This window comes from Georgenia phoenicis, assembly GCF_047302425.1.
In the GTDB taxonomy this organism is placed as follows: Bacteria; Actinomycetota; Actinomycetes; order Actinomycetales; family Actinomycetaceae; genus Oceanitalea.
The window spans coordinates 457,565-482,614 of sequence record NZ_CP154855.1; the positions used below are offsets into that span (position 1 = coordinate 457,565).

General features: G+C 74.4%; 27 protein-coding genes, 1 tRNA gene and 1 riboswitch. Of the genes, 22 read left to right on the plus strand and 6 right to left on the minus strand.

The features are described from left to right. From AA0005_RS02275 to AA0005_RS02300, 6 genes are all read left to right on the plus strand, one after another. Entirely contained in the window at positions 1-1,011 is a 1,011-nt protein-coding gene (locus AA0005_RS02275) for a hypothetical protein (RefSeq protein ID WP_413451809.1), read from the plus strand. Further along, positions 1,008-2,051 carry a vWA domain-containing protein gene (locus AA0005_RS02280; RefSeq protein WP_413451810.1) on the plus strand — a complete coding sequence of 348 codons (1,044 nt, stop codon included), beginning with the start codon at positions 1,008-1,010 and terminating at the stop codon, positions 2,049-2,051. The genes AA0005_RS02275 and AA0005_RS02280 overlap by 4 nt, the downstream gene beginning before the upstream one ends. Continuing rightward, the gene (locus AA0005_RS02285; RefSeq protein ID WP_413451811.1) at positions 2,048-2,890 is read left to right on the plus strand and encodes a PT domain-containing protein; all 843 of its coding nucleotides are present in this window, start codon (positions 2,048-2,050) and stop codon (positions 2,888-2,890) included. The genes AA0005_RS02280 and AA0005_RS02285 overlap by 4 nt, the downstream gene beginning before the upstream one ends. 68 nt (positions 2,891-2,958) lie before the next feature. Then, positions 2,959-4,443, plus strand: a complete 1,485-nt coding sequence (locus AA0005_RS02290) for a phytoene desaturase family protein (RefSeq protein WP_413451812.1) — start codon at positions 2,959-2,961, stop codon at positions 4,441-4,443. Between the two features lie 64 nt (positions 4,444-4,507). Then, positions 4,508-5,272 carry a type I 3-dehydroquinate dehydratase gene (gene aroD, locus AA0005_RS02295; protein ID WP_413451813.1) on the plus strand — a complete coding sequence of 255 codons (765 nt, stop codon included), beginning with the start codon at positions 4,508-4,510 and terminating at the stop codon, positions 5,270-5,272. Then, complete coding sequence (locus AA0005_RS02300; protein ID WP_413451814.1) at positions 5,269-5,787, plus strand: hypothetical protein; 519 nt, start codon at positions 5,269-5,271, stop codon at positions 5,785-5,787. The genes aroD and AA0005_RS02300 overlap by 4 nt, the downstream gene beginning before the upstream one ends. Before the next feature lie 2 nt (positions 5,788-5,789). Here AA0005_RS02300 and AA0005_RS02305 read toward each other — a convergent pair whose 3' ends face one another. Then, positions 5,790-6,293, minus strand: coding sequence for a (deoxy)nucleoside triphosphate pyrophosphohydrolase (locus tag AA0005_RS02305; RefSeq protein WP_413451815.1), 504 nt, complete (start codon positions 6,291-6,293; stop codon positions 5,790-5,792). 45 nt (positions 6,294-6,338) lie between these two features. On the opposite strand from AA0005_RS02305, the gene AA0005_RS02310 reads away from it, so the two are divergent. Both AA0005_RS02310 and AA0005_RS02315 read left to right on the plus strand, forming a co-directional pair. After that, positions 6,339-7,061 carry a M50 family metallopeptidase gene (locus AA0005_RS02310; RefSeq protein WP_413451816.1) on the plus strand — a complete coding sequence of 241 codons (723 nt, stop codon included), beginning with the start codon at positions 6,339-6,341 and terminating at the stop codon, positions 7,059-7,061. A 55-nt stretch (positions 7,062-7,116) separates the two neighbouring features. Next, a complete protein-coding gene (locus AA0005_RS02315; protein ID WP_413451817.1) occupies positions 7,117-7,614 on the plus strand; it encodes a MarR family winged helix-turn-helix transcriptional regulator in 498 nt (165 codons plus the stop codon). A 3-nt stretch (positions 7,615-7,617) separates the two neighbouring features. On the opposite strand, the gene AA0005_RS02320 is transcribed toward AA0005_RS02315, so the two are convergent. Further along, positions 7,618-8,196, minus strand: coding sequence for a hypothetical protein (locus AA0005_RS02320; RefSeq protein WP_413451818.1), 579 nt, complete (start codon positions 8,194-8,196; stop codon positions 7,618-7,620). A gap of 126 nt (positions 8,197-8,322) precedes the next feature. On the opposite strand from AA0005_RS02320, the gene AA0005_RS02325 reads away from it, so the two are divergent. The 3 genes from AA0005_RS02325 to AA0005_RS02335 all read left to right on the plus strand — a co-directional run bounded on the left by AA0005_RS02325 (position 8,323) and on the right by AA0005_RS02335 (position 10,036). Further along, a tRNA-Gly gene (locus AA0005_RS02325) sits at positions 8,323-8,396 on the plus strand. Between the two features lie 57 nt (positions 8,397-8,453). Continuing rightward, on the plus strand, positions 8,454-9,032 hold the full coding sequence (gene dcd, locus AA0005_RS02330) for a dCTP deaminase (RefSeq protein WP_413451819.1): 579 nt from the start codon (positions 8,454-8,456) through the stop codon (positions 9,030-9,032). Continuing rightward, entirely contained in the window at positions 9,032-10,036 is a 1,005-nt protein-coding gene (locus AA0005_RS02335) for a hypothetical protein (RefSeq protein WP_413451820.1), read from the plus strand. The genes dcd and AA0005_RS02335 overlap by 1 nt, the downstream gene beginning before the upstream one ends. A gap of 47 nt (positions 10,037-10,083) precedes the next feature. Here AA0005_RS02335 and AA0005_RS02340 read toward each other — a convergent pair whose 3' ends face one another. Genes AA0005_RS02340 through AA0005_RS02350 form a run of 3 tightly spaced genes read right to left on the minus strand, consistent with a single transcriptional unit; the run spans position 10,084 to position 11,950 of the window. Then, on the minus strand, positions 10,084-10,704 hold the full coding sequence (locus AA0005_RS02340; protein ID WP_413451821.1) for a DUF3618 domain-containing protein: 621 nt from the start codon (positions 10,702-10,704) through the stop codon (positions 10,084-10,086). Next, positions 10,704-11,132, minus strand: a complete 429-nt coding sequence (locus tag AA0005_RS02345) for a phage holin family protein (protein ID WP_413451822.1) — start codon at positions 11,130-11,132, stop codon at positions 10,704-10,706. Before AA0005_RS02345 ends, AA0005_RS02340 begins: the two co-directional genes overlap by 1 nt. Before the next feature lie 53 nt (positions 11,133-11,185). Further along, positions 11,186-11,950, minus strand: coding sequence for a hypothetical protein (locus AA0005_RS02350; RefSeq protein ID WP_413451823.1), 765 nt, complete (start codon positions 11,948-11,950; stop codon positions 11,186-11,188). A 441-nt stretch (positions 11,951-12,391) separates the two neighbouring features. Between AA0005_RS02350 and AA0005_RS02355 the strand changes: the two genes are divergently transcribed. Genes AA0005_RS02355 through mnhG form a run of 6 tightly spaced genes read left to right on the plus strand, consistent with a single transcriptional unit; the run spans position 12,392 to position 19,034 of the window. Next, the gene (locus tag AA0005_RS02355; protein ID WP_413451824.1) at positions 12,392-15,403 is read left to right on the plus strand and encodes a Na+/H+ antiporter subunit A; all 3,012 of its coding nucleotides are present in this window, start codon (positions 12,392-12,394) and stop codon (positions 15,401-15,403) included. Beyond that, positions 15,400-15,921: a Na(+)/H(+) antiporter subunit C gene (locus tag AA0005_RS02360; protein WP_413451825.1), complete on the plus strand. Its 522-nt coding sequence runs from the start codon at positions 15,400-15,402 to the stop codon at positions 15,919-15,921. Before AA0005_RS02355 ends, AA0005_RS02360 begins: the two co-directional genes overlap by 4 nt. Next, positions 15,918-17,510 carry a Na+/H+ antiporter subunit D gene (locus tag AA0005_RS02365; RefSeq protein WP_413451826.1) on the plus strand — a complete coding sequence of 531 codons (1,593 nt, stop codon included), beginning with the start codon at positions 15,918-15,920 and terminating at the stop codon, positions 17,508-17,510. The genes AA0005_RS02360 and AA0005_RS02365 overlap by 4 nt, the downstream gene beginning before the upstream one ends. Beyond that, positions 17,507-18,169 carry a Na+/H+ antiporter subunit E gene (locus AA0005_RS02370; protein ID WP_413451827.1) on the plus strand — a complete coding sequence of 221 codons (663 nt, stop codon included), beginning with the start codon at positions 17,507-17,509 and terminating at the stop codon, positions 18,167-18,169. The genes AA0005_RS02365 and AA0005_RS02370 overlap by 4 nt, the downstream gene beginning before the upstream one ends. Then, positions 18,166-18,588 (plus strand): monovalent cation/H+ antiporter complex subunit F, encoded by a 423-nt coding sequence (locus tag AA0005_RS02375; RefSeq protein WP_413451828.1) that lies wholly within the window; start codon positions 18,166-18,168, stop codon positions 18,586-18,588. The genes AA0005_RS02370 and AA0005_RS02375 overlap by 4 nt, the downstream gene beginning before the upstream one ends. Then, positions 18,585-19,034, plus strand: coding sequence for a monovalent cation/H(+) antiporter subunit G (gene mnhG / locus AA0005_RS02380; protein ID WP_413451829.1), 450 nt, complete (start codon positions 18,585-18,587; stop codon positions 19,032-19,034). The genes AA0005_RS02375 and mnhG overlap by 4 nt, the downstream gene beginning before the upstream one ends. On the opposite strand, the gene AA0005_RS02385 is transcribed toward mnhG, so the two are convergent. Beyond that, positions 19,035-19,313 carry a DUF4235 domain-containing protein gene (locus tag AA0005_RS02385; RefSeq protein ID WP_413451830.1) on the minus strand — a complete coding sequence of 93 codons (279 nt, stop codon included), beginning with the start codon at positions 19,311-19,313 and terminating at the stop codon, positions 19,035-19,037. An 81-nt stretch (positions 19,314-19,394) separates the two neighbouring features. After that, positions 19,395-19,500: riboswitch (TPP riboswitch) on the plus strand. A gap of 50 nt (positions 19,501-19,550) precedes the next feature. Here AA0005_RS02385 and AA0005_RS02390 point away from each other — a divergent pair. From AA0005_RS02390 to AA0005_RS02410, 5 genes are read left to right on the plus strand one after another with little or no spacing between them, the layout of a single operon-like run. Then, positions 19,551-20,582: a thiamine ABC transporter substrate binding subunit gene (locus AA0005_RS02390; RefSeq protein ID WP_413451831.1), complete on the plus strand. Its 1,032-nt coding sequence runs from the start codon at positions 19,551-19,553 to the stop codon at positions 20,580-20,582. Further along, a complete protein-coding gene (locus AA0005_RS02395; RefSeq protein WP_413451832.1) occupies positions 20,558-22,252 on the plus strand; it encodes an ABC transporter permease in 1,695 nt (564 codons plus the stop codon). Before AA0005_RS02390 ends, AA0005_RS02395 begins: the two co-directional genes overlap by 25 nt. Then, positions 22,246-23,259 carry an ABC transporter ATP-binding protein gene (locus AA0005_RS02400; RefSeq protein ID WP_413451833.1) on the plus strand — a complete coding sequence of 338 codons (1,014 nt, stop codon included), beginning with the start codon at positions 22,246-22,248 and terminating at the stop codon, positions 23,257-23,259. Before AA0005_RS02395 ends, AA0005_RS02400 begins: the two co-directional genes overlap by 7 nt. Then, positions 23,256-23,795 (plus strand): hypothetical protein, encoded by a 540-nt coding sequence (locus AA0005_RS02405; RefSeq protein WP_413451834.1) that lies wholly within the window; start codon positions 23,256-23,258, stop codon positions 23,793-23,795. Before AA0005_RS02400 ends, AA0005_RS02405 begins: the two co-directional genes overlap by 4 nt. A 35-nt stretch (positions 23,796-23,830) precedes the next feature. After that, on the plus strand, positions 23,831-25,030 hold the full coding sequence (locus AA0005_RS02410; RefSeq protein WP_413451835.1) for a cytochrome P450: 1,200 nt from the start codon (positions 23,831-23,833) through the stop codon (positions 25,028-25,030). Positions 25,031-25,050: the final 20 nt, after the last annotated feature.

Here is a 25,050-nt window from a genome sequence, read left to right on the forward strand (position 1 = left end):
ATGGCGTGGCTCATCCCCGTCACCCTCGGGCTCGTGCTGGTCGCCGCCGTCCTCGGCTGGTTCCGGCCGCGGCGCGCCCGCGAGACCCGCTCGGTGCGCTGGGTGGCCAACACCGCCTACCTGCGGCGCCTGCCCACCTACCGCCGGCGCATGCGCCTGTACCAGGTGGCCCTGGGCGGCGTCGGCGTCTTCACGCTCGTCGCCGCGCTCGGCTCCGCGCTCCTGCTCGCGCGCCCGGCGGACCGCGACGTGCGCGCCGAGGTCCTCGCCACCCGCGACATCGTCCTGTGCCTCGACGTGTCCGGCTCGATGATCGAGTTCGACACCGAGATCGTCCAGACCTTCTCCGAGATGGTCGAGAGCTTCGACGGCGAGCGCATCGCCCTGTCGGTGTGGAACTCCACCTCCCGCACCGTCTTCCCGCTCACCGACGACTACGCGCTCGTCACCGACGAGCTCGACGCCGCGGGCCGGGCCCTGGACGTCGACCTCGACGATTTCCTCCTCGCGCCCGAGGCGCTCGACCGGCTCGAGGACTTCGTCTCCGGCACGATGTCGCTGGACCCGAACTCCTCCTCCCTCGTCGGCGACGGGCTGGCCACCTGCGCCTACGCCTTCGACGAGACCGACACCGAGCGCTCGCGCTCGATCATCATCGCGACGGACAACCAGGTGCTCGGCGACCCGATCTTCAGCCTCCAGGAGGCCGCCGACCTCGCCGCCGAGCGCGACATCCGCCTCTACGGCCTGTTCGCCTCCTCTGACGAGTCCTACTCCGCGGAGAACGAGGAGGCCTATCGGCAGGCGATCACCGGGCACGGCGGGCTGGTCTACAACGCCGACGACCCCGGCGCCGTCGACGCGATCATCGAGGACATCGCCTCCCAGCAGGCCGTCGAGCTCGACGCCGACCCGGAGGTCGTCGTCACCGACCGCCCCGAGACCGTCCTGTGGCTCGCCGTCGCCGGGGTCGCCGGTCTCGTCCTGGCCGCGTGGAGGCTGCGCTCATGATCCTGCGTCTCGCGTGGCCGCTGTGGGTCACCGCCCTGGTCCTCCTGCCGCTCCTCGTCGTCTGCGTCCTCGCCGCCGTGCGCGCCCGGCACAGCGAGGACGGCACCTTCGCCGCCTGGCTGCGCCGCGGCGGCATGGTCCTCGCGCTCGCCGTGGTCGCGCTGGGCCCCGCCGTCCCGAGCACGACGACGACGGTCGCGACCAACGTCGAGATGTTCTTCGTCGTCGACCGCACCGGCTCCATGGCCGCGGAGGACTACGACGGCGGACGCCCGCGCCTGGACGGCGTGCGCCATGACGTCGAGGCGCTCGTCGAGGCGATGCCCGGCGCCCGCTACTCCGTCATCACCTTCGACTCCCAGGCCGCCCGCCAGCTGCCCCTCACCACCGACGCGCGCGCCGTGCGGACCTGGGCGGAGACCCTCGTCCAGGAGATCACCTACTACTCGGCCGGCTCCGCCGTCGACCGCCCGCTGCCCGCGCTGCGCAGCGCCCTCGAGGGCGCGGCGGAGCGCAACCCGGAGAACGTGCGGATCGTCTTCCTCCTCTCCGACGGCGAGAACACCCGCGGCGACGGCGCGGGGGACAGCGAGCCGCAGTCCTACGAGGAGCTCGCCCCGCTCGTCGACGGCGGTGGGGTGCTCGGCTACGGCACGCCCGAGGGTGGGCGGATGCGCTACTACGACGGCACCGAGGGGACCGGTCCCGGGACCGACGCGCCGTGGATCCTCGACGAGACCCAGCCCGACTCCCCGCCCGCCGTCTCGCGCATCGACGAGACCCAGCTGCGGAGGGTCGCCGAGCAGCTCGGGATCGACTACACCCACCGCACCGCGCCCACCGACGTCAGCGGGCTCGTGGCCGACATCGACGCCGAGACGATCGCCGCGCAGGACGGGCGCCGCGAGGTGTCCGTCTACGAGGACGTGTACTGGCCCGCGGCGGCCGTCCTCGCGGTCCTCCTCGCCTGGGAGGCCTGGTACCTGGCCCGCCGGTTCCCGCGACCCTTCACCGGCCGCCGAGAGGGGAGCGCCGCATGAGCGCCGACGACGCAGCCCGGCCCGGTCGCGAGGCGCGGCCGCCGCTGCCCAGCCACCTGCGCCGTCGTCGCCGGCTGCTCGCGGGGTCGGCGCCGGTGGTGCTGGCCTTCCTCGTCGCCGGCTCCCTGCTGGTCGGGACCGTGCTCGGCAACGTCCTGGGCACGCGCGAGTACGACGCCCAGCGCTTCCCCGAGGCGGCGCGGCAGTACGAGGCCCAGCAGCGCTGGACCGGCGTCGCCGAGCAGTGGAAAGCCTGGTTCAACAGCGGCACGGCCCGGTACCGGGCCGAGGAGCACTTCCTCGCCGTCGAGGACCTGCGCGTCGCGCTCGAGCGCGTCCCGGAGGCCGGGCCGCTCCCGGGCGGACCGGAGGGCAGCAAGGCGCCCGAGTCGCCCGAGTGCCGGGTGCGGACCAACCTCTCCCTCGCCATCGAGGCGATGGGCGACGTCGCAGCCACCGACGACGCGGACCCCGGCATGGCCGAGACCTACTTCGCCGAGGCGCAGGAGGTCATCGCGCCCTGCACGAGTTCCCAGGAGAACGAAGAGAGCTCCGAGCGTCAGAAGGACAAGGAGGAGCAGGCGCGCGAGGACCAGCAGCAGCCGCAGGAGGAGCCGAGCGAGCAGCCGCCCGGCGAGCCGGACGACGAGCCCACCGACGAGCCGACGGACGAGCCCACCGACGAGCCGAGCGACGAGCCGACGGAGGAGCCCACTCAGGAGCCCAGCGAGGATCCGCGCCGCGAGGAGCTCGAGGAGCGCAACCGCGACGCGGAGCGCGACCGGCAGGAGGAGCAGGAGCGGAGCGGCGGCGGCTTCGGCGGCGGCCAGAACTGGTAGCCGTCCCACCTGCGCTTCGCCCGGCGCGGGAAGGACCTGCGGCGCGGGCGGCGGGGGTGCAGACTGAGATGGTGCCGACAGCGAGGGAGACGACCGACGTCGTCGTCGTGGGATCCGGGCCCAACGGGCTGGCAGCGGCGGTGACGATGGCGCGGGCCGGGCTCGGCGTCGTCGTCATGGAGGCCGAGTCCACGATCGGTGGCGGGGCCCGCACCCTCGACCTGCCCGGCGCGGACGGGCTGCGCTACGACGTGTGCTCCGCCGTCCACCCGCTCGCCACGGCCAGTCCCTTCCTCGCCGAGTTCGACCTCGAGGCCCGCGGGGTCGAGCTCGTCACCCCCGAGCTGTCCTACGCCCACCCGCTCGACGGCGGCCGCGCCGGCCTCGCCTGGCGCGACCTCGAGCGCACCGTCGACGGCCTCGGGCCCGACGGGCCGGCCTGGCGGCGGCTCTTCGCGCCGCTCATGCGCGACTCCCAGGCCGTCGTCGGTGCGACGCTCGGGGACATGCGCAGCATCCCGCCCGAGCTGCGCTCGGTGAGCGGCATGCGCGCCGCCGTCGCCTTCGGCCTGCGCGTCCTCACCCAGGGCACCCACCTGTGGAACCTGCCCTTCCGCAGCGACGTCGCCCCCGCGATGGTCACCGGGGTCGCCGGCCACGCGATCGCCCCACTGCCCAACCTCGCCCCCGCCGGGGTCGCGCTCATGCTCGGCACGCTCGCCCACGGGGTGGGCTGGCGCATCCCGGTCGGTGGCTCCCAGGCCCTCGTCGACGCGCTCGTTGCCGACCTCCGCGCCCACGGCGGGGAGATCCGCACCGGCGTGCGCGTGCGCTCGTGGCGCGACATGGCCCGGGCCCGCACCTACCTACTCGACACGACGCCCCGCGTCGCCGCGGGCATCTGGGGCGACCGGATGCCCGCCGCCATCGCGCGACGCCTGCGCACCGCCCCGCGCGGCGGCGGTGCCGCCAAGGTCGACTTCGTCCTCAGCGGGCCCGTGCCCTGGGCGGTGCCCGAGGTCGGGCAGGCCTTCACCGTCCACGTCGGCGGCAGCCGCGAGCAGGTCACCGCCGCCGAGACCCAGGTGGCCCGCGGCATCATGCCGGAGAACCCGAGCGTGCTCCTGTCCGACCCCGCCGTCGCCGACCCCGGCCGCGAGCAGGGTGGACTGCGGCCGCTGTGGACCTACGCGCACGTGCCCGCCGGCTCCGACGTCGACATGACCGAGGCCATCACCCGGCAGATCGAGCGCTTCGCCCCCGGCTTCCGTGACGTCGTCGTCGACAGCGTGAGCGTGCCCGCGGCGCAGATGGTCGAGCACAACGCCAACCTCGCCGGCGGGGACATCGCCGGTGGCGCCGTGACGATGCGCCGCGTCCTCGGGGGCCCCACCGGCCGCTGGGACCCCTACTCCCTCGGCATTCCCGGTGTGTACCTCTGCTCCTCGTCGGCCCCGCCCGCCCCCGGGGTCCACGGCATGAACGGCTGGCACGCCGCCCGGCGTGCCCTGCGCCAGCGCTTCGGCCTGCCCGTCCCCTCCCTGGCCCCCTGACGACGGCGGACCCGCGCGCTCGCGCCGAGGTAGGGTGCGTGCGGACCGAGCGAAAGAGGTGGCGATGAGCGGCGTCGTGCGGCTGCGTGACGTGGCGGTCGGGCAGGGGCGCGTGAAGATCGCGGCCTCGCTGAGCTCGGCGGATCCCGAGGCGCTCGTCGCGGAGGCCGGCCGGGTGGTCGCCGCCGGGGTGGACATCGCCGAGTGGCGCGCCGACCACCTCCTCGCCGCCCGCCCCGGTGCGGACCTCGCCCAGCCCGCGACGGCGCTGCGCGCACCCCTCGGCGCCACGCCCCTGCTCCTCACCGTGCGCAGCGCGGAGGAGGGCGGCGCGGTGGTCCTCGACGACGGCGCCTATGCCGCCGCCGTGTCCCAGCTGCTCCACGGCGGTGCCGGGGACGCCGTCGACCTCGAGCTCGCGCGCGGGACCGTGCTGCCCGGGCTCGTCGACCGCGCCCGGCAGGCCGGCGTGCGCGTGCTCGTCTCGAGCCATGACGTCACCGGCACCCCGCCCGCCGCGGAGATCGCCGACCGGCTCGCCGCCATGGCCGCGGCCGGTGGGGACATCGTCAAGATGGCGGTCACCGCGCGCGGCCCGCTCGACGTCATCGCCCTGCTCGAGGCGACGTGGACGGCGGAGCGGGAGCTCGACGTCCCGGTCGTCACGATGGCGATGGGGGCGCCGGGTCTGGTGAGCCGGCTGTGCGGGGAGGTCTTCGGCTCCGCTGTCACCTTCGGGGCGGTCGACCGCGCGTCCGCGCCCGGGCAGATCGACGTCGCGCGGCTGCGTGGGGTGGTCGGGCTCGTCCACGAGGAGGCCGGGCGATGAGCCAGCCGGGACCGCCGACGGGTCCGCCGCAGGGCCCGTGGACGCCGCCCGCCGGCCCGGGGCTGGGGCAGCCCGCCCAGCCCTCGCCCTACCCGCCCGCACAGCCGTACGCGGCCCCGCAGCCGTATGCGGCCCCGCAGCCCTACGCGCCCGGCAACCCCTACGCGCCGGCCCCCGGCCCCACGGGCTCACCCCTCGACGCCTACGCCTACCAGCTGCCCGCCCCGCGCCGCCGGCCCGGGGTGGTCGTGGCGGTCGTCGTCGGAGCGGTGGTCGTGCTGGCCGCTCTCGCCTTCGTCGTGCTCGCGCTCATCGGCCTCGTGGGAGGCGGACGCGCCTACGGCGACGACCCCCACCTCGACCGGCTGTGGGACTCGTGCGCCGCGGGTGAGGCGCAGGCCTGCGACGACCTCTACCTCGAGTCGCCGGTGGGCTCGGAGTACGAGGAGTTCGGCGACACCTGCGGGGATCGCTTCCCGAGCGGCCAGCGGCTGTGGTGCGTCGGGCGGATGTGAGCTCAGTCGCGCAGCCCCAGTGCGGCGACGACCGGCAGGTCCGCCGGTAGCCAGGGCAGCTCCTCCCAGTCGCGGGCGCCGACCCAGCGCAGCTCGTCGTGGTCGAGCAGCGGCCGCGGGGTGCCGTCCGCGGGCGCCGCGAGCCACACGCGCAGGCGCAGCGTCGCGGTGATCGGCCAGTCCCCGTCGAGCGGTCCCGCGAGGAGCTCATCGAGGTCCACGCGCACACCGAGCTCCTCGCGCAGCTCGCGGTGCAGCGCCGCCACCGGGTCCTCCCCGGGCTCGACCTTGCCACCGGGCAGCTCCCACCGGCCGGCCAGGTCGGCGGGGGCGGACCTGCGGGCGGCGAGGAGCCGGGCCGGCCGCGCGACGTCGTCGACGACCGCGGCGGCGACGACGAGCCGCGGGGCGGGAACTGTACTGTCGGCGGGAACTGTACTGTCGGCGACAACTGGACTGTCGGCGGGAACTGTACTGTCGGCGGGAGGGGGGCTGTCGGGGGGCACGAGCGCACGCTACCGCCGGGGCAGCGGGCACGGCACGATGGCGGGATGGACCTCGCCGAGCTGTGGACGGCGGTGCTCGAGCGCCTGCGCCCGGGCCCGCCGCTCGCCGCGCTCGGCGTGCCGGATCCCCTCGTGTGGGCGGCGCTCGCGGCCGGTGTGCTCGTCGTGGCGGTGCGCCCGCTGTGGCGGCTGCTGCGCGTCGTCGTCACGGTCGTCCACGAGCTCGGTCACGCCGTCGTCGGCGTGCTCGTCGGGCGCTCCTTCACCGGGCTGGTGCTGCGGCCCGACATGTCCGGCCACGCGGTCACCGTCGGCCCCGCACGTGGCCCGGGGCTGGTCGCGACGACGTGGGCCGGCTACCCGGCCCCGGCGATCGTCGGCCTCGGGCTCGTCCTCGCCGGCACCACCGGCTGGGCGGGTCCGGTGACCCTCGCCGTGGCCGTCCTCCTCGGGCTGGGGCTGCTCCGCTCCCGCTCGGTCTACACGGTCGCGGTCCTGCTCGCCGGTGCCGCGGCTGCCGGGTGGCTGTGGTGGGCGGCCGCCGAGCGGGTGCAGGGGCTGGTGCTCCTCACGGCGGGCGTCGTCCTCCTCCTCGGGTCCTGGCGCCACCTGGGTGCGGTGGTGCGCACGCCGGACCGGGCCTCGGACCCCGCCGTGCTCGCCCGGCTCACGCGGCTGCCGGCGCCGCTGTGGACGCTGAGCTTCGCCGTCGTCCTGGCCGCGGCCGGCTGGGTGGCGGCGGGCCGGCTGGGGGAGCTGCTGCGTTGACAGGCACCCGGCCAGGGCCGATACTTGAACGATCAACTATGAGAGGTGAGACCCCATGACGGAGCCGCGCTGGCTGACCCCCGTGGAGCGGGAGACCTGGCTGACCATCTCCGAGCTCGTCACCACGCTACCCGGCGCCCTGGACACCCGCCTCCAGCAGCACGCCGGGATCACCTTTTACGAGTACATGGTCATGGCCATGCTCTCCGAGCAGGAGGATCGGACCCTCCAGCTCAGCGAGCTGGCCGAGCTCACCTCGGGCTCCCTGTCGCGCCTCTCCCACGTCCTCACCCGCCTCGAGCGGCACGGCTGGGTGGTGCGCGAGCGCTCCCCGCTCAACCCGCGCGCCCGGATCGCCACGCTGACGGACGCCGGGCTGGCGAAGGTCGAGCAGACGGCCCCCGCCCACGTCCGCGACGTGCGCGAGCTCGTCTTCGACGCCATCGCCCCCGACGACGTCCCCGAGCTGGCCCGGATCCTCGCCCCGGTCCTCGACCGGGCCCGTCCGCCCGGGCGGCGGGTGCGCACCGGCCGCGGGCTGGGCGTGCGCTGAGGCCTAGGAGGCGGCCGGCGTGCCGCCGATCTGCCGCGGCAGCTCGCGGTGGGCGCCGAGGTTGAGGGCGTCGGCGGCGACCCGCATGAGCTCGAGCTCCGGGTCGCCGAGCGTCTGCGCGACGGTGTCGAGCAGACGGATGCGGATGGCCTCGGACTGCACGAGGACGGCCTCGCCCTTGGGGGTGAGGTGCACGAGCGTGGGCTTGGCGTCCGCGTTCGGCTCGTTGGGGTGGTGGTGCTGGCCGAGCAGGCCCTGGCGCACGAGGCCGGCGACGGTGGCCTCGGCGGCGGCGTCGGCCTGACCCGTGACGCGCGCGACGGTGCGATAGTGGTCGGCGCCCTCGGCGACGGCGGTGAGCGCCTGCAGCTCACCGAGCCGCAGGCCGGTGAGCTCCTCGACCCCGCCGACGAGGAGGCGGCGCGCCTGCTCACGCTGGGCGGAGTCGGAGTCGAGCTCGAGGATGGACGCCATGCCGTCGCCCGGGGTGGTCCTGCGCAGCAGCTGCCGGGCGCGGCTGAGGACGTCCAGCTCGTCGGTGACGAGAGGGGGAAGTGGATGGTCGTCCTGCTGGGTGCTCACAGTGGGTCAACGGTACGGGAGCCGTCCGTGTTCCACCCGTCGAGCAGCGGTGCCCGAGGAGCCGGTTTACGAACCCGCCGCGCCGGTGGCTATACTCGACTCCGGCAGCGGCTCGGACGCTGTCACGCGGGTGTAGTTCAATGGTAGAACTTCAGCTTCCCAAGCTGACGGCGCGGGTTCGATTCCCGTCACCCGCTCCACTGCACGGCCGGCCCCGACGGGCTGGCCGTTGTGCGTTCGTGAGGCACAATCGCTGCGTGCTTCTCTCCGACCGTGACATCCGGGCCCAGATCGAGGGCGGGCGCGTCCAGCTCGACCCGTACGACCCCGCGATGATCCAGCCCGCCAGCATCGACGTCCGGCTCGACCGGTGGTTCCGGCTCTTCGACAACCACCGCTACCCGGTCATCGACCCCGCGCAGGACCAGTCCGAGCTCACCCGTCTCGTCGAGGTCGCCCCGGACGAGCCCTTCGTCCTCCACCCGGGGGAGTTCGCGCTCGGCGCGACCTACGAGCTCGTCACGCTGCCCCACGACGTCGCGGCACGCCTCGAGGGCAAGTCCTCCCTCGGTCGCCTCGGCCTGCTCACCCACTCGACCGCCGGCTTCATCGACCCGGGCTTCACCGGGCACGTCACCCTCGAGCTGTCGAACACGGCCACCCTGCCGATCACGCTGTGGCCGGGCATGAAGATCGGGCAGCTGTGCTTCTTCCAGCTCTCCAGCCCGGCCGAGCACCCCTACGGCTCGGGGGCGCAGGGCTCGCGCTACCAGGGGCAGCGCGGTCCCACCGCCTCCCGCTCCCACCTCGGCTTCAACCGCATCCCCCTGGGCTGATGGACGAGCAGCTGCCGGTCCTCGACCGCGCCCTGGCCGAGCCGCGGCACCTGCTCGTCCTGTCCGAGGAGGTCGCGCCGGAGGAGGTCGAGGCGCTCGCCCTCTCGCACTTCGACGACGCCGGCTGGCTGGGCCCCTCGACGCTGCGGATCACGGGGGACACCCAGCTGACCGGGCCGTGGCGGCTGGACGAGCGGGTCCGCGCCGCGCTCGACCTGCCGGCCTGGGCGGCCACCGCCATGCTGCTGCGCTGCCCCATCGAGCGCGGCGCACCCGTGCCGCCGGAGCTGCGCGGCCTGGGCGGGCTGCTCGACGCCTTCCCCGAGGGTGAGCCCGTGGGGCTGGAGCGCCGGGTGCTCGACCACCTCCTCGCCCAGGCCCGCCGGCTGGCGGGTGCGCTGCGCGTCGCGGGGACCGGCACCGTCCTCGTCCCCGACCCCGCCTCCGCCGTCGACCTCACCGTCCACACGACCGTGTGGCTCCAGCCCGACGCGTGCGCCCGCGTCCTCGCGCCCGTCCTCCCCGGCGTGGCGCCCCTCGACGTCCCCGAGGTGACGGAGGCCGCCGACCGTCTCTCGGTCGATGTCAGCCCCCAGCGGGCCCGTGCCGTCGACGCCCTCGACGACGGTGAGCGGGCCTGGCTGCACGCCGAGGCGGACGCCCTCGACGCCGCCGTCCTCGCCCAGCCGCAGGTCGTCGACGGGTACGCGCACGTCGCCCCGGTCGCCGGCGGGCTCCTCGAGGTCAGCGTCGCCGGCGACGAGCACACCCCCGTCGTCCTGCGCGGACTGCCGTGGGCGCGTGGCGGCGTCATCAGCTACGAGGTGCGCTGGCGGCCGGACGAGCCGGCCCTCGCGCTGGGCCCCCGCCCGCCGCTCGCGCTGCGCCGGCAGCGGGACGAGGTGCGCGAGCTCGTCGAGCGGGTCGCCGCCGCCCTGCACGGCGTCGTCGGCGGGGAGGTCGTGGACGACGACGCCTTCCTCGTCGCCCTGCCCCAGACGTGACGGCGCGGCGGCCCCCGGGTGGGGGCCGCCGCGCGCGTGCGGGATGGTCAGCGTGAATCGCGGACGTTCCCGGCGGAGTCCTGAGCCTGGGACTTGACGTCCTGCGCGGCCCCGGTGCCCTCCTCGCGGACGTGCTGGACGCCCTCCGTGGCGGTCTCCTTGAGCTCCTGGGCGGCCTGCTGAGCGGGCTCGCGGAGCTGCTCGGCGGTGTCCTGGGCGGCCGACTTCACCTCGTCGGTCGCCCTGGCGAGGGCGTCGCTCTCGCGGGCCTCGCCCACGAGCTCGCGCTCCTTGCGGCTGGAGGGGATGAGCCCCGCCGCGAGGAGACCGGCGCCGAAGGCGATGAGCCCGGCGGCGATCGGGTTGCCCTCGGCCTTGTCCTTGACGCGGTGCGGCGCGTCCTGCGCCATGCCGCCCGCCCGGCTCGCACGCTCGCGCACCGAGTCGGCGGCGTCGGACGCGGACCCGAAGACCTTGTCCTTGGCGTCGCTGGCCGAGCCGAAGACCTTGTCCTTGGCGTCGGTGACGGCGCCGCGGACCTTGTCGGCCTGGCGGTGGGCGACGTTGCTCGGGTTCACGCGCTCGCCGAGGGCGTCGACGTTCTGGCTGAGGTCGTGACGGGTGCGCTCGATGTCATGACGGATCGCATCGGGATCGTTGGTCGCCATCAGTGGTCCTGTCCTTTCACTGCGTCCGGAATCTTCTTGACGGTCTCTTGGGTGCGGGGCAGGCCCTCCGCCTGCTTGATCTCCTTGCGTCCGGTCACCGCGAGGACCGCGGCGACCACTGCCCAGATGACGGCGACGATGAGCGCGGACCAGCCGAGGGCCGGCTGGGCGTCGCCGTCGCCGATCATCGCCCCGAGCGCCCACCAGAGCGCGAGGGAGAGGAAGAGTAGGGTGAAGTAGCCGGCGAGGCCGGCGCCGCCGAACATGCCCGCGCCCTTGCCCGCCTTGCTGACGGTCTGGGAGATCTCCGCCTTGGCGAGCTCCATCTCCTGGCGGACCAGCGTGGAGAAGTCCTCGGTGATGTTGCCGATGAGGTCACCGAGGCTCGCGTCCTCGGGCGGCGGGCTCGTGCCCGCGGCCGGGGGCACGTACGGGCTCGCGCCCGGAGCCCCCGCGGGGGGAGTGTGGCCGGGGGGTGTAGTCATCGCAGCCCGCCCGGCTGGTCGGTGCTCGTGCCGCTGTCCGTCCCGTAGGTGTGCATGGGCGGCGGCGGGGTGCCGGTGCCGCTCAGCGGGCTCGTGCCCGTCGAGTAGCCCACGGGGGTCGTGGTCGTGCCGGTGGTCCCCAGCTGGCCCGAGCCGGTGGAGGTGCCCCCGGTGTACGAGGTGGACGAGCCGGAGGGGCCGTCGTCGTCTCCCATGTCCTTGAGGCTGCGTGCGATGCGGCCGGCCGCGAGGCCGAGACCGGCGGCGACGAGCATGAAGGTGCCGGGGTGGCGGCGGGCGTAGCGGCCCACCTCGTCGAGCACGTCGGCGGGGTCGCGGTCCTCGAGCCAGCGGCCGGCGTCGTCGGCCACCTGGGAGGCCCAGCGGGCCACGTTCGTGGCGATGCCGGGCTCCTCGGTGCTGTCGGCCATCTGGTTCATCTCGGTGGAGAAGGACCGCAGGCCGCTCGCGAGGCGCTCCTGCTGGGTGCCGGCCTGGGAGGACAGCTCGGAGGTGCCCTGCCGGTAGAGCTGCTGCGCCTGGCGCTTGGCCTCACCGACGGCCTGCTTGGCCTCCTGCTTGGCGGTGCCGGCGACGTTCGCCGCCTGCTCCTTGGCGCTGCCGGCCACCTTGGCGGCCTCCTCCTTGGCGGCCTCCTTGGCGCCGCCACCGTCGTCGTCCTGCGCGAGGTGGGCGGGGCCGGTGCCGACGGGCGCGGGTGCGCCGGGCGGCGGCGGGGTCACCGGTGCGGGCGGGGCCACCGGCGGAGGGGGTCCGACGGGCGGCCGTCCCGGGGCTCCGGTGTCCTGGCCAAGTGCCTGTGGGTCTCCCGCGGGGCGGGTGAAGTCCTCGGTCATGTGGTTCAGTCCCTTCGGTGCTGATCCGGCCTCGGGGTCGTCGAGGCACTTGTCCAGGGTGGTCCCGATCGCGTCAGCGCGCCTCCCGAAACGTCACGCCGGGGCGAGGCGGCCGACGAATGACAGCGGCGAAACGACGCGGAAGCAGCGGAATCTCCCGGCTTCTGCACAATCGCGTCACAACCGCTTCGCTGTGAGTCGTTCCTCAGTGCCCGCGTCGGGTGGTCGCCCCGACCGGTTGGTACAGTGCCTGTGTCCCCGTCGCGTGTCTCACGTGCGGGACGTTCTGCGTGGGTACGGCCGGCGTGGACCCTTGACCGACGACGACAACGTACGGAGCCGCCGGTGCTGCAGCTGTTGATCCTCCACCTCGTGGTGGCTGTGGTCGCTCCTGCGTGCATGCGCCTGTGGGGCCGGCGCTTCTTCCTCGTCCTCGCCCTCGTCCCCGCCTCGGCGGCCGCCTGGGCGGTCGCCCAGAGCTCGGCGGTCCTGCGCGGTGACCACCCGGCCGTCGACGTCTCGTGGGTGCCGGCACTGGACCTGCACCTCAGCTTCCGCCTCGACACGCTGTCCTGGCTCATGGTGCTGCTCGTCGGCGGGATCGGTGCGCTCGTCCTCGTCTACTGCGCCGCCTACTTCTCCGCCACGGCCCAGGGGCTGGGGCGGTTCGCGGGCGTCTTCGTCGCCTTCGCGGGCTCGATGCTCGGCCTGGTGACGACGGACAGCACCCTGCTCCTGTACGTCTTCTGGGAGCTCACGACCATCACCTCCTTCCTGCTGATCGGGCACTACCACGACCGGCAGAGCTCCCGGCGGGCGGCCGTGCAGGCCCTCGTCCTCACGACCTTCGGCGGCCTGGCGATGCTCGCCGGCTTCATCGCCCTCGGCGAGGTCGACGGCGGCAGCTACTCGCTGAGCGAGCTCGTCGCCGCCCCGCCGAGCGGCACGCTCGTCGAGGTCGCGATCGCCCTCGTCCTCCTCGGTGCGGTGACGAAGTCGGCGCTGCTGCCCTTCCACTTCTGGCTGCCGTCCGCGATGGCCGCGCCCACCCCGGTCAGCGCCTACCTCCACGCCGCGGCGATGGTCAAGGCCGGCGTCTACCTCGTCGCCCGCCTCGCCCCGGGCTTCGCCGACGTGCCCCTGTGGCGCTGGACGGTGCTCCTGCTCGGCGGCGGCACGCTGCTGCTCGGCGGCTACCGCTCCCTCCGCCAGCACGACCTCAAGCTGCTCCTCGCCTTCGGCACGGTGAGCCAGCTCGGCTTCATCGTCCTGCTCGTCGGCTTCGGGAACCGCGCCGTCGCGCTCGCCGGCCTCGCGCTCCTCGCCTCGCACGCCCTGTTCAAGGCGAGCCTCTTCCTCGTCGTCGGGACGATCGACTGGTCGGTCGGCACGCGCGACCTCCGCGAGCTCACCGGCCTGGCCCGCCGCATGCCGCTGACGGCGGCGTCCGCGGCCCTCGCGACGGCGTCGATGGTCGGCCTGCCCGTCACCCTCGGCTACGTCGCGAAGGAGGCGGCGCTCGAGTCGCTGCTCCACACGGAGGGCGGCCTGGGCACCGCGGCGCTCGTCCTCGTCGTCCTCGGCTCGATCCTCACCTTCGCCTACGGCATGCGCTTCATGTGGGGCGCCTTCGCGAGCAAGCCCGGCGTCGAGCTCTCCGAGGCGCAGCGGACCTCGCGCCTCATCGTCACCCCGGCGGCCGTGCTCGCCGTCGCCGGCGTCGTCGTCGGCTTCCTGCCCGGCAGCGTCGAGCGGGTGCTCGCCCCGTACGCCGACACCTACCCCGGCGAGCCGGGCCACCTCGTCCTGTGGGGCGGCTTCGGCCCGGCCCTGTACCTCACGCTGCTCGTCGTCGCCGTCGGCCTCGTCCTGTTCCTGTGGCGGGCGCCCGTCGAGCGCCTCCAGGGTGCGCTGTGGGAGTTCGACGGCGCCGCGGGCGTCTACCGCAGCATCATCCGCGGGACCGAGCGCTTCGCGGCCGACGTCACCGCCTACACCCAGCGCGGCTCGCTGCCCGCCTACCTGTCGATCATCCTCACCGTGACCATCGCCCTCGCCGGCGGCGCGGCCATCGCCTTCGGCACCTTCCCGGCGGACGTGCGGCTGTGGGACAGCGGGGTGCAGGCCGCCGTCGTCGCCGTCGTCGCGCTCGCGGCCTTCCTCGCCGCCCGTGCGCGCCGCCGGCTCAAGGCCGTGCTCCTCCTCGGTGTCTCCGGCTACGGGATCGCGCTGCTCTACGAGATCCACGGCGCCCCCGACCTCGCGCTCACCCAGGTGCTCGTCGAGACGATCACGCTCGTCGTCTTCATCCTCGTCCTGCGCCGGCTGCCCGCCTACTTCTCCAACCGCCCGCTCGCCGCCTCCCGCTGGTGGCGGGCCGCGCTCGGCGTCCTCGTCGGCATCACCGCCGCGGGGCTCACGATGGTCGCAGCCGGCTCCCGCATCCACACCCCCGTCTCCGTCGACTTCGCCGAGGAGGCCTACGAGTACGGGTACGGGCGCAACGTCGTCAACGTCACGCTCGTCGACATCCGCGCGTGGGACACCATGGGCGAGATCTCCGTGCTCCTCGCCGCCGCGACCGGCGTCGCTTCCCTCATCTTCCTCCGGGCGCGGGCGAGCAAGATCGACCGCGCGACCAAGCTCAGTGACCCGCAGCAGGCCAGGGTCTGGGAGACGCCGGTGCCCGACCGCAACGTCAGCCTCTACCGCCGGCTCACCACGCGCGGCGAGGAGGCGGGCGGCCCCGCCGGCCGCGGGCGCCAGTGGCTCAGCGCGATCCCGACCCTCGCGCCACAGCGGCGCTCGGTGATCTTCGAGGTCGGCACGCGACTCGTCTTCCACACGATGGTGATCTTCTCCCTCTACCTGCTCTTCGCCGGGCACAACCAGCCCGGTGGTGGCTTCGCAGGCGGTCTCATCGCCGGTATCGCGCTCACCGTGCGCTACCTCGCGGGTGGCCGCTACGAGCTGGGCGAGGCGCTGCCGGTCCAGGCCGGCTGGATCCTCGGCACCGGACTGTTCCTCTCCGCCGGCGCCGGCGCCATCCCGCTGTTCCTCGGTGGTGACGTGCTGCAGTCGGCGCTCGTCGAGGCGGACCTCGGCCCGATGGGCGAGCTCAAGCTCGTCACGACGATCTTCTTCGACGTCGGCGTCTACCTCGTCGTCGTCGGACTCGTCCTCGACATCCTCCGCACCCTCGGGGCGGAGGTCGACCGCCAGGGCGAGCGCGAGGGTGACGTCGCGCCCGACGTGCCCTTCGACTCCCCGGAGGTCACCGCCGACGACGCCGCCCCCGAGGCCGCGCCCGCCGGCTGGGTGGCGAGCCCTCGCCCCACGGACGGAGGCCCCCGATGATCGACACGTCCCCCAGCCTCGCCCTCGTGCTCCTCGTCGGGGTACTCGTCGGCGCCGGCGTCTACCTCCTCCTCGAGCGCAGTCTCACGCGCATCATCATCGGCATCTCGATGATCTCCAACGGCGTCAACGTCATGTTCCTCGTGGCCAGCGGCCGCGCCGGCGGGCCCCCGCTCGTGGGGACGACCGCCCCGGAGAACATGAGCGACCCGCTCCCGCAGGCCATGGTCCTCACGGCCATCGTCATCACCCTCGGGCTCACTGCCTTCCTCCTGTCGGTCGCCTACCGCGCCTGGCAGCTCAACGGCCACGACGAGGTGCAGGACGACCTCGAGGACCGCCGGATCGTCCGCCTCGCGGAGAGCAACGTCGTGCCCGCCCGCAGCACGGACGACGCCGGCACCACGCTGGCCGAGGACGCCGCCCTGTCCCGGGACGAGACGCTCGTCCTGCCCCGCCGAGAGGGTGGCAACCGCCGCCGTCCGGGCATCGGCCTGGACGACGAGGAGCTGCGATGAGCTTCCTCCTGCCGCTGCCCGTCCTCATCCCCCTCGTCGCAGCGGGGCTGGCGCTCGCGCTCGCCCGCTTCCCGCACGTCCAGCGCATCGTCACGCTCGCCGCGCTCACCACCGTCCTCGGCGTCGCGATCGCGCTGCTCGTCCTCGTCAACGACGGGCCGATGGCCGTGGACATCGGTGGGTGGGCGGCGCCCGTGGGCATCGCGCTCGTCGCCGACCGACTCTCCGCGCTCCTCCTCGTCGTCTCGGTCGCCGTCACGCTCGGGGTGCTCCTGTACTCCCTGGCCCAGGGCAACGCCGACGGCGACGAGGGCGCCCCGGTGGCGATCTACCACCCGACCTACCTCATCCTCTCGGCGGGCGTCTCCAACGCCTTCCTCACCGGCGACCTGTTCAACCTCTACGTCGGCTTCGAGATCCTCCTCGTCTCGAGCTTCGTCCTCATCACGCTCGGCGGGTCCCGCGAGCGGGTGCGGGCGGGCACCGTCTACATCGTCGTCTCGATCCTCTCCTCGATCCTCTTCCTCGCCGCGATCGCCCTCGTCTACGCCGCGACGGGCACGGTCAACCTCGCCCAGCTGTCCCAGCGGATCGGGGAGATCGACCCGGGCACCCAGCTGGTCCTCCAGCTCATGCTGCTGGTGGCCTTCGGGATCAAGGCGGCCATCTTCCCGCTGCACGCGTGGCTGCCCGACTCCTACCCGACGGCGCCCGCGCCCGTGACGGCGGTGTTCGCCGGCCTGCTGACGAAGGTCGGCGTCTACGCGATCATCCGCACCCAGACGCTGCTCTTCCCCGACGGGCGGGCCGACGACGTCCTCATGGTCCTCGCGCTCCTCACGATGGTCATCGGGATCCTCGGCGCCGTCGCCCAGCAGGACATCAAACGACTCCTGTCCTTCACCCTCGTCAGCCACATCGGCTACATGGTGTGGGGCGTGGCGACGTCGACGGAGGCGGGGCTGTCCGCCGCGATCTTCTACGTCGTCCACCACATCACCGTCCAGACGGCGCTCTTCCTCGTCGCGGGACTCATCGAGCGCCGGGGTGGCACGACGTCCCTCGCCAAGCTCGGGTCTCTCGCGCGCGTGGCCCCGCTCCTCGCGATCCTCTACTTCGTCCCGGCGATGAACCTCGCGGGCATCCCGCCGATGTCCGGGTTCCTCGGCAAGGTCGGGCTCATCGAGGCCGGTGCGCAGCGGGGCGGGGCGCTGGACTGGACGCTCATCGCCGCCGCACTCGTCACGAGCCTCCTCACCCTCTACGCGGTGAGCAAGGCGTGGAACCAGGCCTTCTGGCAGGAGGCGCCCGAGCCGCTGCCCGACACCACGACCCCGCGCTCGATGGTCGGACCCACCGCCGCGCTCGTCGCGATGTCCCTCGCCTTCACCGTCGTCGCCGGGCCGCTGTTCGACTACACCGACCGCGCGGCCCGCGACCTGCGGGCGCAGACTCCGTACATCACGACGGTGCTGCCCGACGGCATGCGCGGCTCCGGCCAGTCCTCGGACCTCACCGAGGAGGCCGAGCGCAACGGCGAGTCGGGTCAGATCAGCGAGGAGCAGGAGACCCGGGAGGAGGTTCCGTGAGCCCGCAGCTTGCCGACCACCAGCCGACCGAGCACCGGCCGCGCCACCGCTTCCGGCCCCGCGCGAACTGGGGTGTGCTCCTGTGGCTCACCGTCGTGTGGGTCGCCCTGTGGGGCGACCTCAGCCTCGCGAACGTCGTCATCGGCGCCTTCCTGGCCGTCCTCGTCACCGCGGTGCTGCCCCTGCCGACGACGCCCTTCGACGGCCGCTTCCGTCCCTGGGGTGTCGTCCTGCTCCTCGCCTACTTCCTCTGGGACGTCGTCAAGGCCTCGGTCGAGGTCGCGGCGCTGGCGGTGCGCCGCGAGCCGCCGCGGGGAGCGGTCATCCGGGTGCGGCTGCGCAGCCACAACGACGTCTACCTCACGATGGTCGCCGGGATGACGTCCCTCGTCCCGGGCTCCGTCGTCATCGAGGCGCACCGCATCACCGGCACGCTCTACCACCACATCCTCGACGTCGAGATGCACGGCGGGCTCGAGCGGGCCCACCAGGCCGTCCTCGACCAGGAGGAGCGCATCCTGCGTGCCTTCGGCAGCCGCGAGGAGCTCATCGAGGCCGGGCTGGCGCCGGGCAGCTCCGCGCGCGCCGGCAAGCTCCGCAGCCGCTCGGGGGACCGGGTCGATGCGGACATGGACGCGCGGCGGGAGGAGGAGTCGTGACCGTCGTCTACATCATCTGCTTCGTCATCCTCCTGGCCGCAGCGGTCATGGCGCTGTCCCGGGTGGAGCGCGGGCCGAGCATGTTCGACCGCATCCTCGGGGTGGACGTCACCACTGCCGTGCTCATCGGTACGGTCGCCCTCATTGCCGCGGCCACCAAGCGCGGCGACCTCGTGCCCGTCCTCATCGTCCTCGCGCTCGTCGGCTTCATCGGCTCGGTCTCCATCGCCCGCTTCGCCGCGGCGGAGTCGGCCGAGGAGGGCCGCATCCTCACCAAGGACGAGCTCGAGGACATCCTGGCGCGGCGCGAGGCGGAGGGGGAGGACTCCCCGACCGACGACGAGGACGAGGACAGCGGGGCGGTCATCGTCTCCGTCGAGTCCGACGACGACGAGGAACACCGCAGGAGGGACCGATGAGCCCCGACACCGTCCTCGACGTCGTCGCCGGTGCCCTGCTCATCGGCGGGGCGCTGCTCGCGCTCGTCGCGGGCCTCGGCATCCTCCGCTTCCCCGACCTGCTCTCCCGCATGCACGCGGCGACCAAGCCGCAGGTGCTCGGGCTCATGCTGCTCATGACCGGGCTGGGCATCGAGCTGCGCAGCGTGACGGCGGGGATCACCCTGCTGCTCGTCGTCGCCTTCCAGCTCGTCACGGGCCCGATCTCGGCGCACATGCTCAGCCGGGCCGGCTACCGCACCGGGAAGATCGAGCACTCGCTGCTCGTCGTCGACGAGCTCACCGAGGACCTCGAGCGTGCGGAGAAGCTCGACGAGCTCGACCGCCTCGAGCTGGAGCGCGAGCAGGCCGCCGCCGGCACGGACGAGGGCCGCGACGAGCGCGGCACCTCGCCCGCGGGGGGCTGACTACGGCCCGGTGACCGGGTTGGGCGACTTCTTCTCCACCGGCCCGCCGTACCACTTCGCCGCGCCGGCCTGCGCCAGCTGCCGGCTGAGCCCGATGACGGCGCCGCTGACGGCGGCGAAGACGACGACCTCGGTGAGGCTGACCGCGGGGTCGTCGTTGTCGTCACCGGGGGGCTCGTGGCCGGTGACGGCCTTCCACCCGATGTCGAGGATCTTGTTGGCGAGAACGCCGGCGAGGATTGCCGACCCGGTGCTGACGATCTTCCACCCGATGTCCATGTCACTCCGTCCTTGAGGGCTGGGGACAAACCTAACGGGGGGCGTGGCGGCACGCACACCTGGTCCCGCGGTAGCATCGGTGGCGAACGACAGGGGAGCACCGGACGGTGCTGAGAGTGCGGCGAGGCCGCAGACCCTCGAACCTGCTCCGGTTAGCACCGGCGAAGGAAGTCGGGATTCTCTCCCCGGGACGGGACCACCCGTACCCGGACCCCTCCTTGCACCTGAGGAGGAGCCATGACCACCCACCGCACCCGCGCCGCCGCCCTCGGGCTGGCCGCCACCCTCGCCCTCGCCGCCTGCAGCGCCACGACGGGCACCGGGGAGGAGGAGGACGAGGACGTCCTGCGCGTCGTCACCCACGACTCCTTCCACCTGAGCGACGGCCTGCTCGCCGACTTCGAGGAGCGCACCGGCTACACCGTCGAGCACATCACCCCCGGCGACGGCGGAGCGCTCGTCAACCAGCTCGTCCTCACCCGCGACAACCCCCTGGGCGACGTCGTCTACGGCATCGACAACTCCTTCGCGGCGCGCGCCGCCGGGGTGCTCCAGCCCTACCGCTCCCCGGACGCGACCGGGACGGTGCTGGACGACCGGCTCACCGCCGTCGACTTCGGCGACGTGTGCGTCAACGTCGACCACGAGTGGTTCAGCGCGCAGGGCCTCGCCGAGCCGCAGACCCTCGAGGACCTCACCGACCCGGCCTACGCCGACCTGCTCGTCGTCACCAACCCGGCGACGTCGTCGCCCGGGCTGGCCTTCCTCCTCGCGACCGTCGGCGCCTTCGGGGAGGACGGCTGGGAGCAGTACTGGCGCGACCTCGCCGCCAACGGGGTGCGGGTCGTCGAGGGCTGGTCGGACGCGTACTACGTCGACTTCTCCGGCTCCGAGGGCGCCGGGCCGCGGCCCCTCGTCGTGTCCTACTCCTCCTCGCCCGCCGCGGAGGTGCCCGAGAACGGCTCCGCGCCGCGCACCGGCGCCCTCCTGGACACCTGCTTCCGCCAGACCGAGTACGCGGGCGTGCTCGCCGGCGCCGAGAACGTCGAGGGCGCCCAGGAGTTCGTCGACTTCCTCCTCTCGCCCGAGGTCCAGGCCGACATCCCCGGCTCCATGTACATGTACCCGGTGCTCCCCGGCGTCTCGCTGCCGCAGGCGTGGGCCGACCACGCCCCGGTGAGCCCGGCGCCCCACGAGGTGGACCCGCAGGCCATCACCGACAACCGGGACCGCTGGATCGAGACGTGGACCGAGATCGTCGTCGGCTGACGAGCCCCGCGGGCGCCCTGGGCTGGGCGCTCGCGGCGGGGGTGCCGCTCGCCTTCCTCTCGGTCTTCTTCCTCTGGCCGGTCGCCACCATGGTGGCCCGCGGCTTCCTGCCCGACGGCGCGCTCGACCTCGGTGGCATCGGTGAGGTGCTCTCCCGCCCGCGCACGTGGCGGGTCATCGGGATCACCGTCGGGCAGTCGCTGACCGCGACGGCCGCCGCGCTCCTGCTCGGCCTGCCCGGCGCCTACGTCCTGTACCGCTGCCGCTTCCGCGGACGGCGGCTGGTGCGCGGCTTCATCACGGTGCCCTTCGTGCTGCCCACGGTCGTCGTCGGTGTCGCGTTCCGCTCACTGCTCGTCGAGACCGGCCCGCTGGGCTTCCTCGGCCTGGACAGGACCTTCGCGGCGGTGGTCGCGGCACTCGTCTTCTTCAACTACGCCCTCGTCGTGCGGACCGTGGGCGCGCTGTGGGAGCGGCTGGACCCGCGCGCCGAGGAGGCCGCCCGCAGCCTCGGTGCCTCCCCGTGGCGCGCGTTCCGCACGGTCACGCTGCCGGCGCTCGCCCCGGCGGTCCTCTCCGCCGGCGCCGTCGTCTTCCTCTTCTGCGCGACCTCCTTCGGCCTCGTCCTCACGATGGGCGGGCCGCGCTACGGCACGATCGAGACCGAGGTCTGGGTCCAGACGACGCAGTTCCTCGACCTGCGCGCGGCGGCAGTGCTCTCGGTGCTCCAGCTCGCCGTCGTCGGCGCGGCGCTGCTCATCGCCTCGCGCGCCCGGCGGCGCTACGACCGCTCCCTGCACCTGCGCACGGACCGCACGGCCACCCACCCCCTCCGGCTGCGCGGCCCCGGGCGGCCGGGACCGGACGTGCCGGCGGTGGTCGTCACCGCCGTCGTCGTCCTCGGCCTGCTCGTCCTGCCGCTCGCCCACCTCCTCGCCGGCTCGCTGCGCACCCCGGAGGGCTGGGGGCTGGAGAACTTCCGCCGGCTGGCGACGACGGGCGGCGCCAACGCGCTGACCGTCACCGTGTGGGAGGCGACCCTCAACTCGCTGCGGGCGGCCGTCGACGCGACGGTCCTCGCCGTCGTCGTCGGCACGCTCGTCGCGCTCGTCGTCTCCCGGCGGCCGCGCTCGCCGCGGGGACGGCGGGCGCTGGGGGTGCTCGACGCCGTCTTCATGCTCCCCCTCGGGGTGTCGGCCGTGACGGTGGGCTTCGGCTTCCTCGTCACGCTCGACTCCCCGCCGCTGGACCTGCGCGGCTCACCCGTCATCGTGCCGATCGCGCAGGCGGTGGTCGCTGTCCCGATCGTCGTGCGGACCGTGCTGCCGGTGCTGCGGGCGATCGACCCGCGGCTGCGGGAGGCGGCCGCCGTGCTGGGCGCCGCACCCGGGCGGGTGCTGGCGACCGTCGACGGCCCCTTCCTCCTACGTGGCCTGGGCCTGGCGGTCGGCTTCGCCTTCGCCGTCTCCCTCGGGGAGTTCGGCGCGACCGCCTTCCTCGCGCGCCCGGAGACCCCGACGCTGCCGGTCGTCGTCTTCCGGCTCATCGGGCGCCCGGGCGCCGAGAACTACGGCATGGCGCTGGCGGCCTCGGTCGTCCTCGCCGTGCTCACCGCGAGCGTCATGATGCTCGCCGAACGCCTCCGAGGAGACAGGATGGGCACGTGGTGAGCGGACTGGAGGCGCGCGGGGTCGTCGTCACCTACCCCGGCGGCCCGACGGCGGTGGACGGGGTGGACCTCGACGTCCCCGCCGGTGAGGTGCTCGCCCTCCTCGGCCCCTCCGGCTGCGGGAAGTCCTCGCTGCTGCGGGCGGTCGCCGGGCTCGAGCCGCTGGCCGCCGGCCGGCTGCGCTGGGACGGGCAGGACCTCGAGGGCATCCCGGTGCACCGGCGCGGCTTCGGGCTGATGTTCCAGGACGGCCAGCTCTTCCCGCACCGAGACGTCGCCGGCAACGTCGGCTACGGGCTGGGCGCGCTGCCCCGCGCCGACCGCGAGCACCGGGTGGCCGAGCTCCTCGAGCTCGTCGGCCTCGCCGGCTACGGGGCCCGGCCGGTCACGACGCTCTCGGGCGGCGAGCAGCAGCGCGTCGCCCTCGCCCGCTCGCTCGCCCCGCGCCCCCGCCTCCTCCTGCTCGACGAGCCGCTGTCCTCCCTGGACCGCTCGCTGCGCGAGCACCTCGCCGGCGAGCTGCGCGACATCATCCACGCCGCCGGCACCACCGCCGTCTACGTCACCCACGACCAGGACGAGGCCTTCACCGTCGCCACCCGGATCGCCGTCATGGCGCGCGGCCACGTGCTCCAGGCGGACACGCCCGAGCGCCTGTGGCGGGCACCGGCGGGCGAGGAGGTGGCCCGCTTCCTCGGCTACGGGCCGGTGGTCGACGCCGTCGCCGTCGACGGCGGGGTGCGCGGACCGCTCGGGACGGTCGCCACCCCCAACGCGGGGAGCGGGCCGGTGCGGCTCGCCCTCGGGCCGCGGGCGCTCGTCCCCGACGACGACGGCGCACCCCTGCCCGTCCGCGGGTGGCGGGTGCGCCGCGGCGAGAAGGAGCTGGACGTCACGCTCCCCGACGGCCAGGGCGCGGTGCTCCGCGTGCCGGCCGACGGCCCGGTGCCCGAGAGCGTGGGCGTGCGGGTGCTGCCCGAGCACGTCGCCGTGCTGGGGGCACGGTGAACGAGACGCTCGCGCTGCTCCTCCTCGTCGCGGTGGTCGCCGTGCCCGCGCTGCTCCTCGCGCGCTCCCGTCGCCGGCTCGGCAGCGCCGTGCGCCGCACCGAGCGGCTGGAGGTATGGGCCGCGCCCCGCGGCTGGCGGGTGCTCGGCGCCGCGCCCGAGGTGCTCGGCCGCTGGCAGTGCCCGCCCTTCACGGCCCCCGAGCGCGACGTGGACGACGCGGTCACCGGGCCCCACCGCGGCCGGGAGGCGAGCTCCTTCCGCCTGGAGACGGCTGCCGGGGTCACCCACGTCGTCACCGTCGAGCTGCGCGCGAGCGTGCCGGTGGCCCAGCTGATGACGGACGGCGTCCCGGCCGAGGAGCTGGGCACCGAGGGTGGGGCCTGGCTGCGGGACCGCTCGCCGAGCGGGATGTCGGTGCGGGCCGAGCAGGGCGTCGTCGTCGGCTGGCTGCCCGGCGAGCCGCTCCTCACCGAGCTCGACCGCTACCTCGACGTCCTCGTCGACGTCGCGGACACCCTCGAGCAGCTCGGCTGAGCGGGCCCGCGGCCGCGCGGGTGCAGGATGGGGGGATGACCGAGCACCTCCCGACGGACGAGATCAGCACCGGACAGCGGGAGGAGGTGCCGGCCACCGACTGGAACCCGCGGGGCACCCGGGTGCTGAGCGACCCGCTCGCCGCCTACGACGAGATGCGCGAGCGCTGCCCCGTCGCGCGGGGCACCGCCGGGGACTGGACACTCTTCTCCCACGCCGACGTCACCGCCGCGGCCCTCGACGACCGCACCTTCTCCAACGGTGTCTCCCGCTTCCTCCAGGTCCCCAACGGCCTGGACGGGCCGACGCACACCGCCTTCCGCGCCGTCGTCGAGCGCTACTTCACCCCGGAGCGGATGACCGCCGCCGAGCCGGTGGTCGCCGGCGTGGCGGCGCAGGTCGTCGCCGGGCTGAACGTGCCCGGGCGGGTGGACGCCGTCGCGCTCGGCGCGCGCTTCGCGGTGCGGGCCCAGTGCGCCTGGCTCGGCTGGCCGGCGGAGCTCGAGGACGAGCTGCTCGGGTGGGTGGCCGACAACCACGCCGCGACCCGCTCGGGCGACCGTGCCCGCACCGCCGAGGTCGCCGCCCGCTTCGACGCGATCATCCGCTCCCTCACCGACGCGCGGCGCGCCGCGGGGGACGCGGCCCCCGCGGACGTGACGACCGAGCTCGTGCGCGAGCGGGTGGAGGGCCGGCCGCTCACCGACGAGGAGATCGTCTCGGTGCTGCGGAACTGGACGGGCGGGGACCTCGGCTCGATGGCGCTGTGCGCCGGTGTCGTCCTCGCCTACCTCGCCGACCACCCGGCGCTGCAGGACCGGCTGCGCTCGGGGGTCTCCGACCGGGAGCTGAACGCCGTCCTCGACGAGATCCTGCGCATCGACGACCCCTTCGTCTCCAACCGCCGCGTCACCACCGAGGCCGTCACCCTCGGCGGCCGGGAGATCGCCGCCGGGGAGCGCGTCCACCTCAGCTGGACCGCGGCCAACCGTGACCCGCGCGTCTTCGGCGACCCCGACGAGTTCGCGCCCGAGCGCAACGCGCCCTACAACCTCGTGTGGGGCATCGGGCGCCACGTGTGCCCCGGCCGCCCGCTCGCCACCCTCGAGCTGCGGGCCCTCACCCGCGCGGTCCTCGCCGCGACGACGGCCGTGGAGGCGGACCCCGACCGCCCGCGCGAGCGCGAGCTGCCCCCGGTCGGCGGCTACGCCGTCGTCCCGCTCGTCCTGCGCTGAGGCCGGGCGGAAGGGGCGCG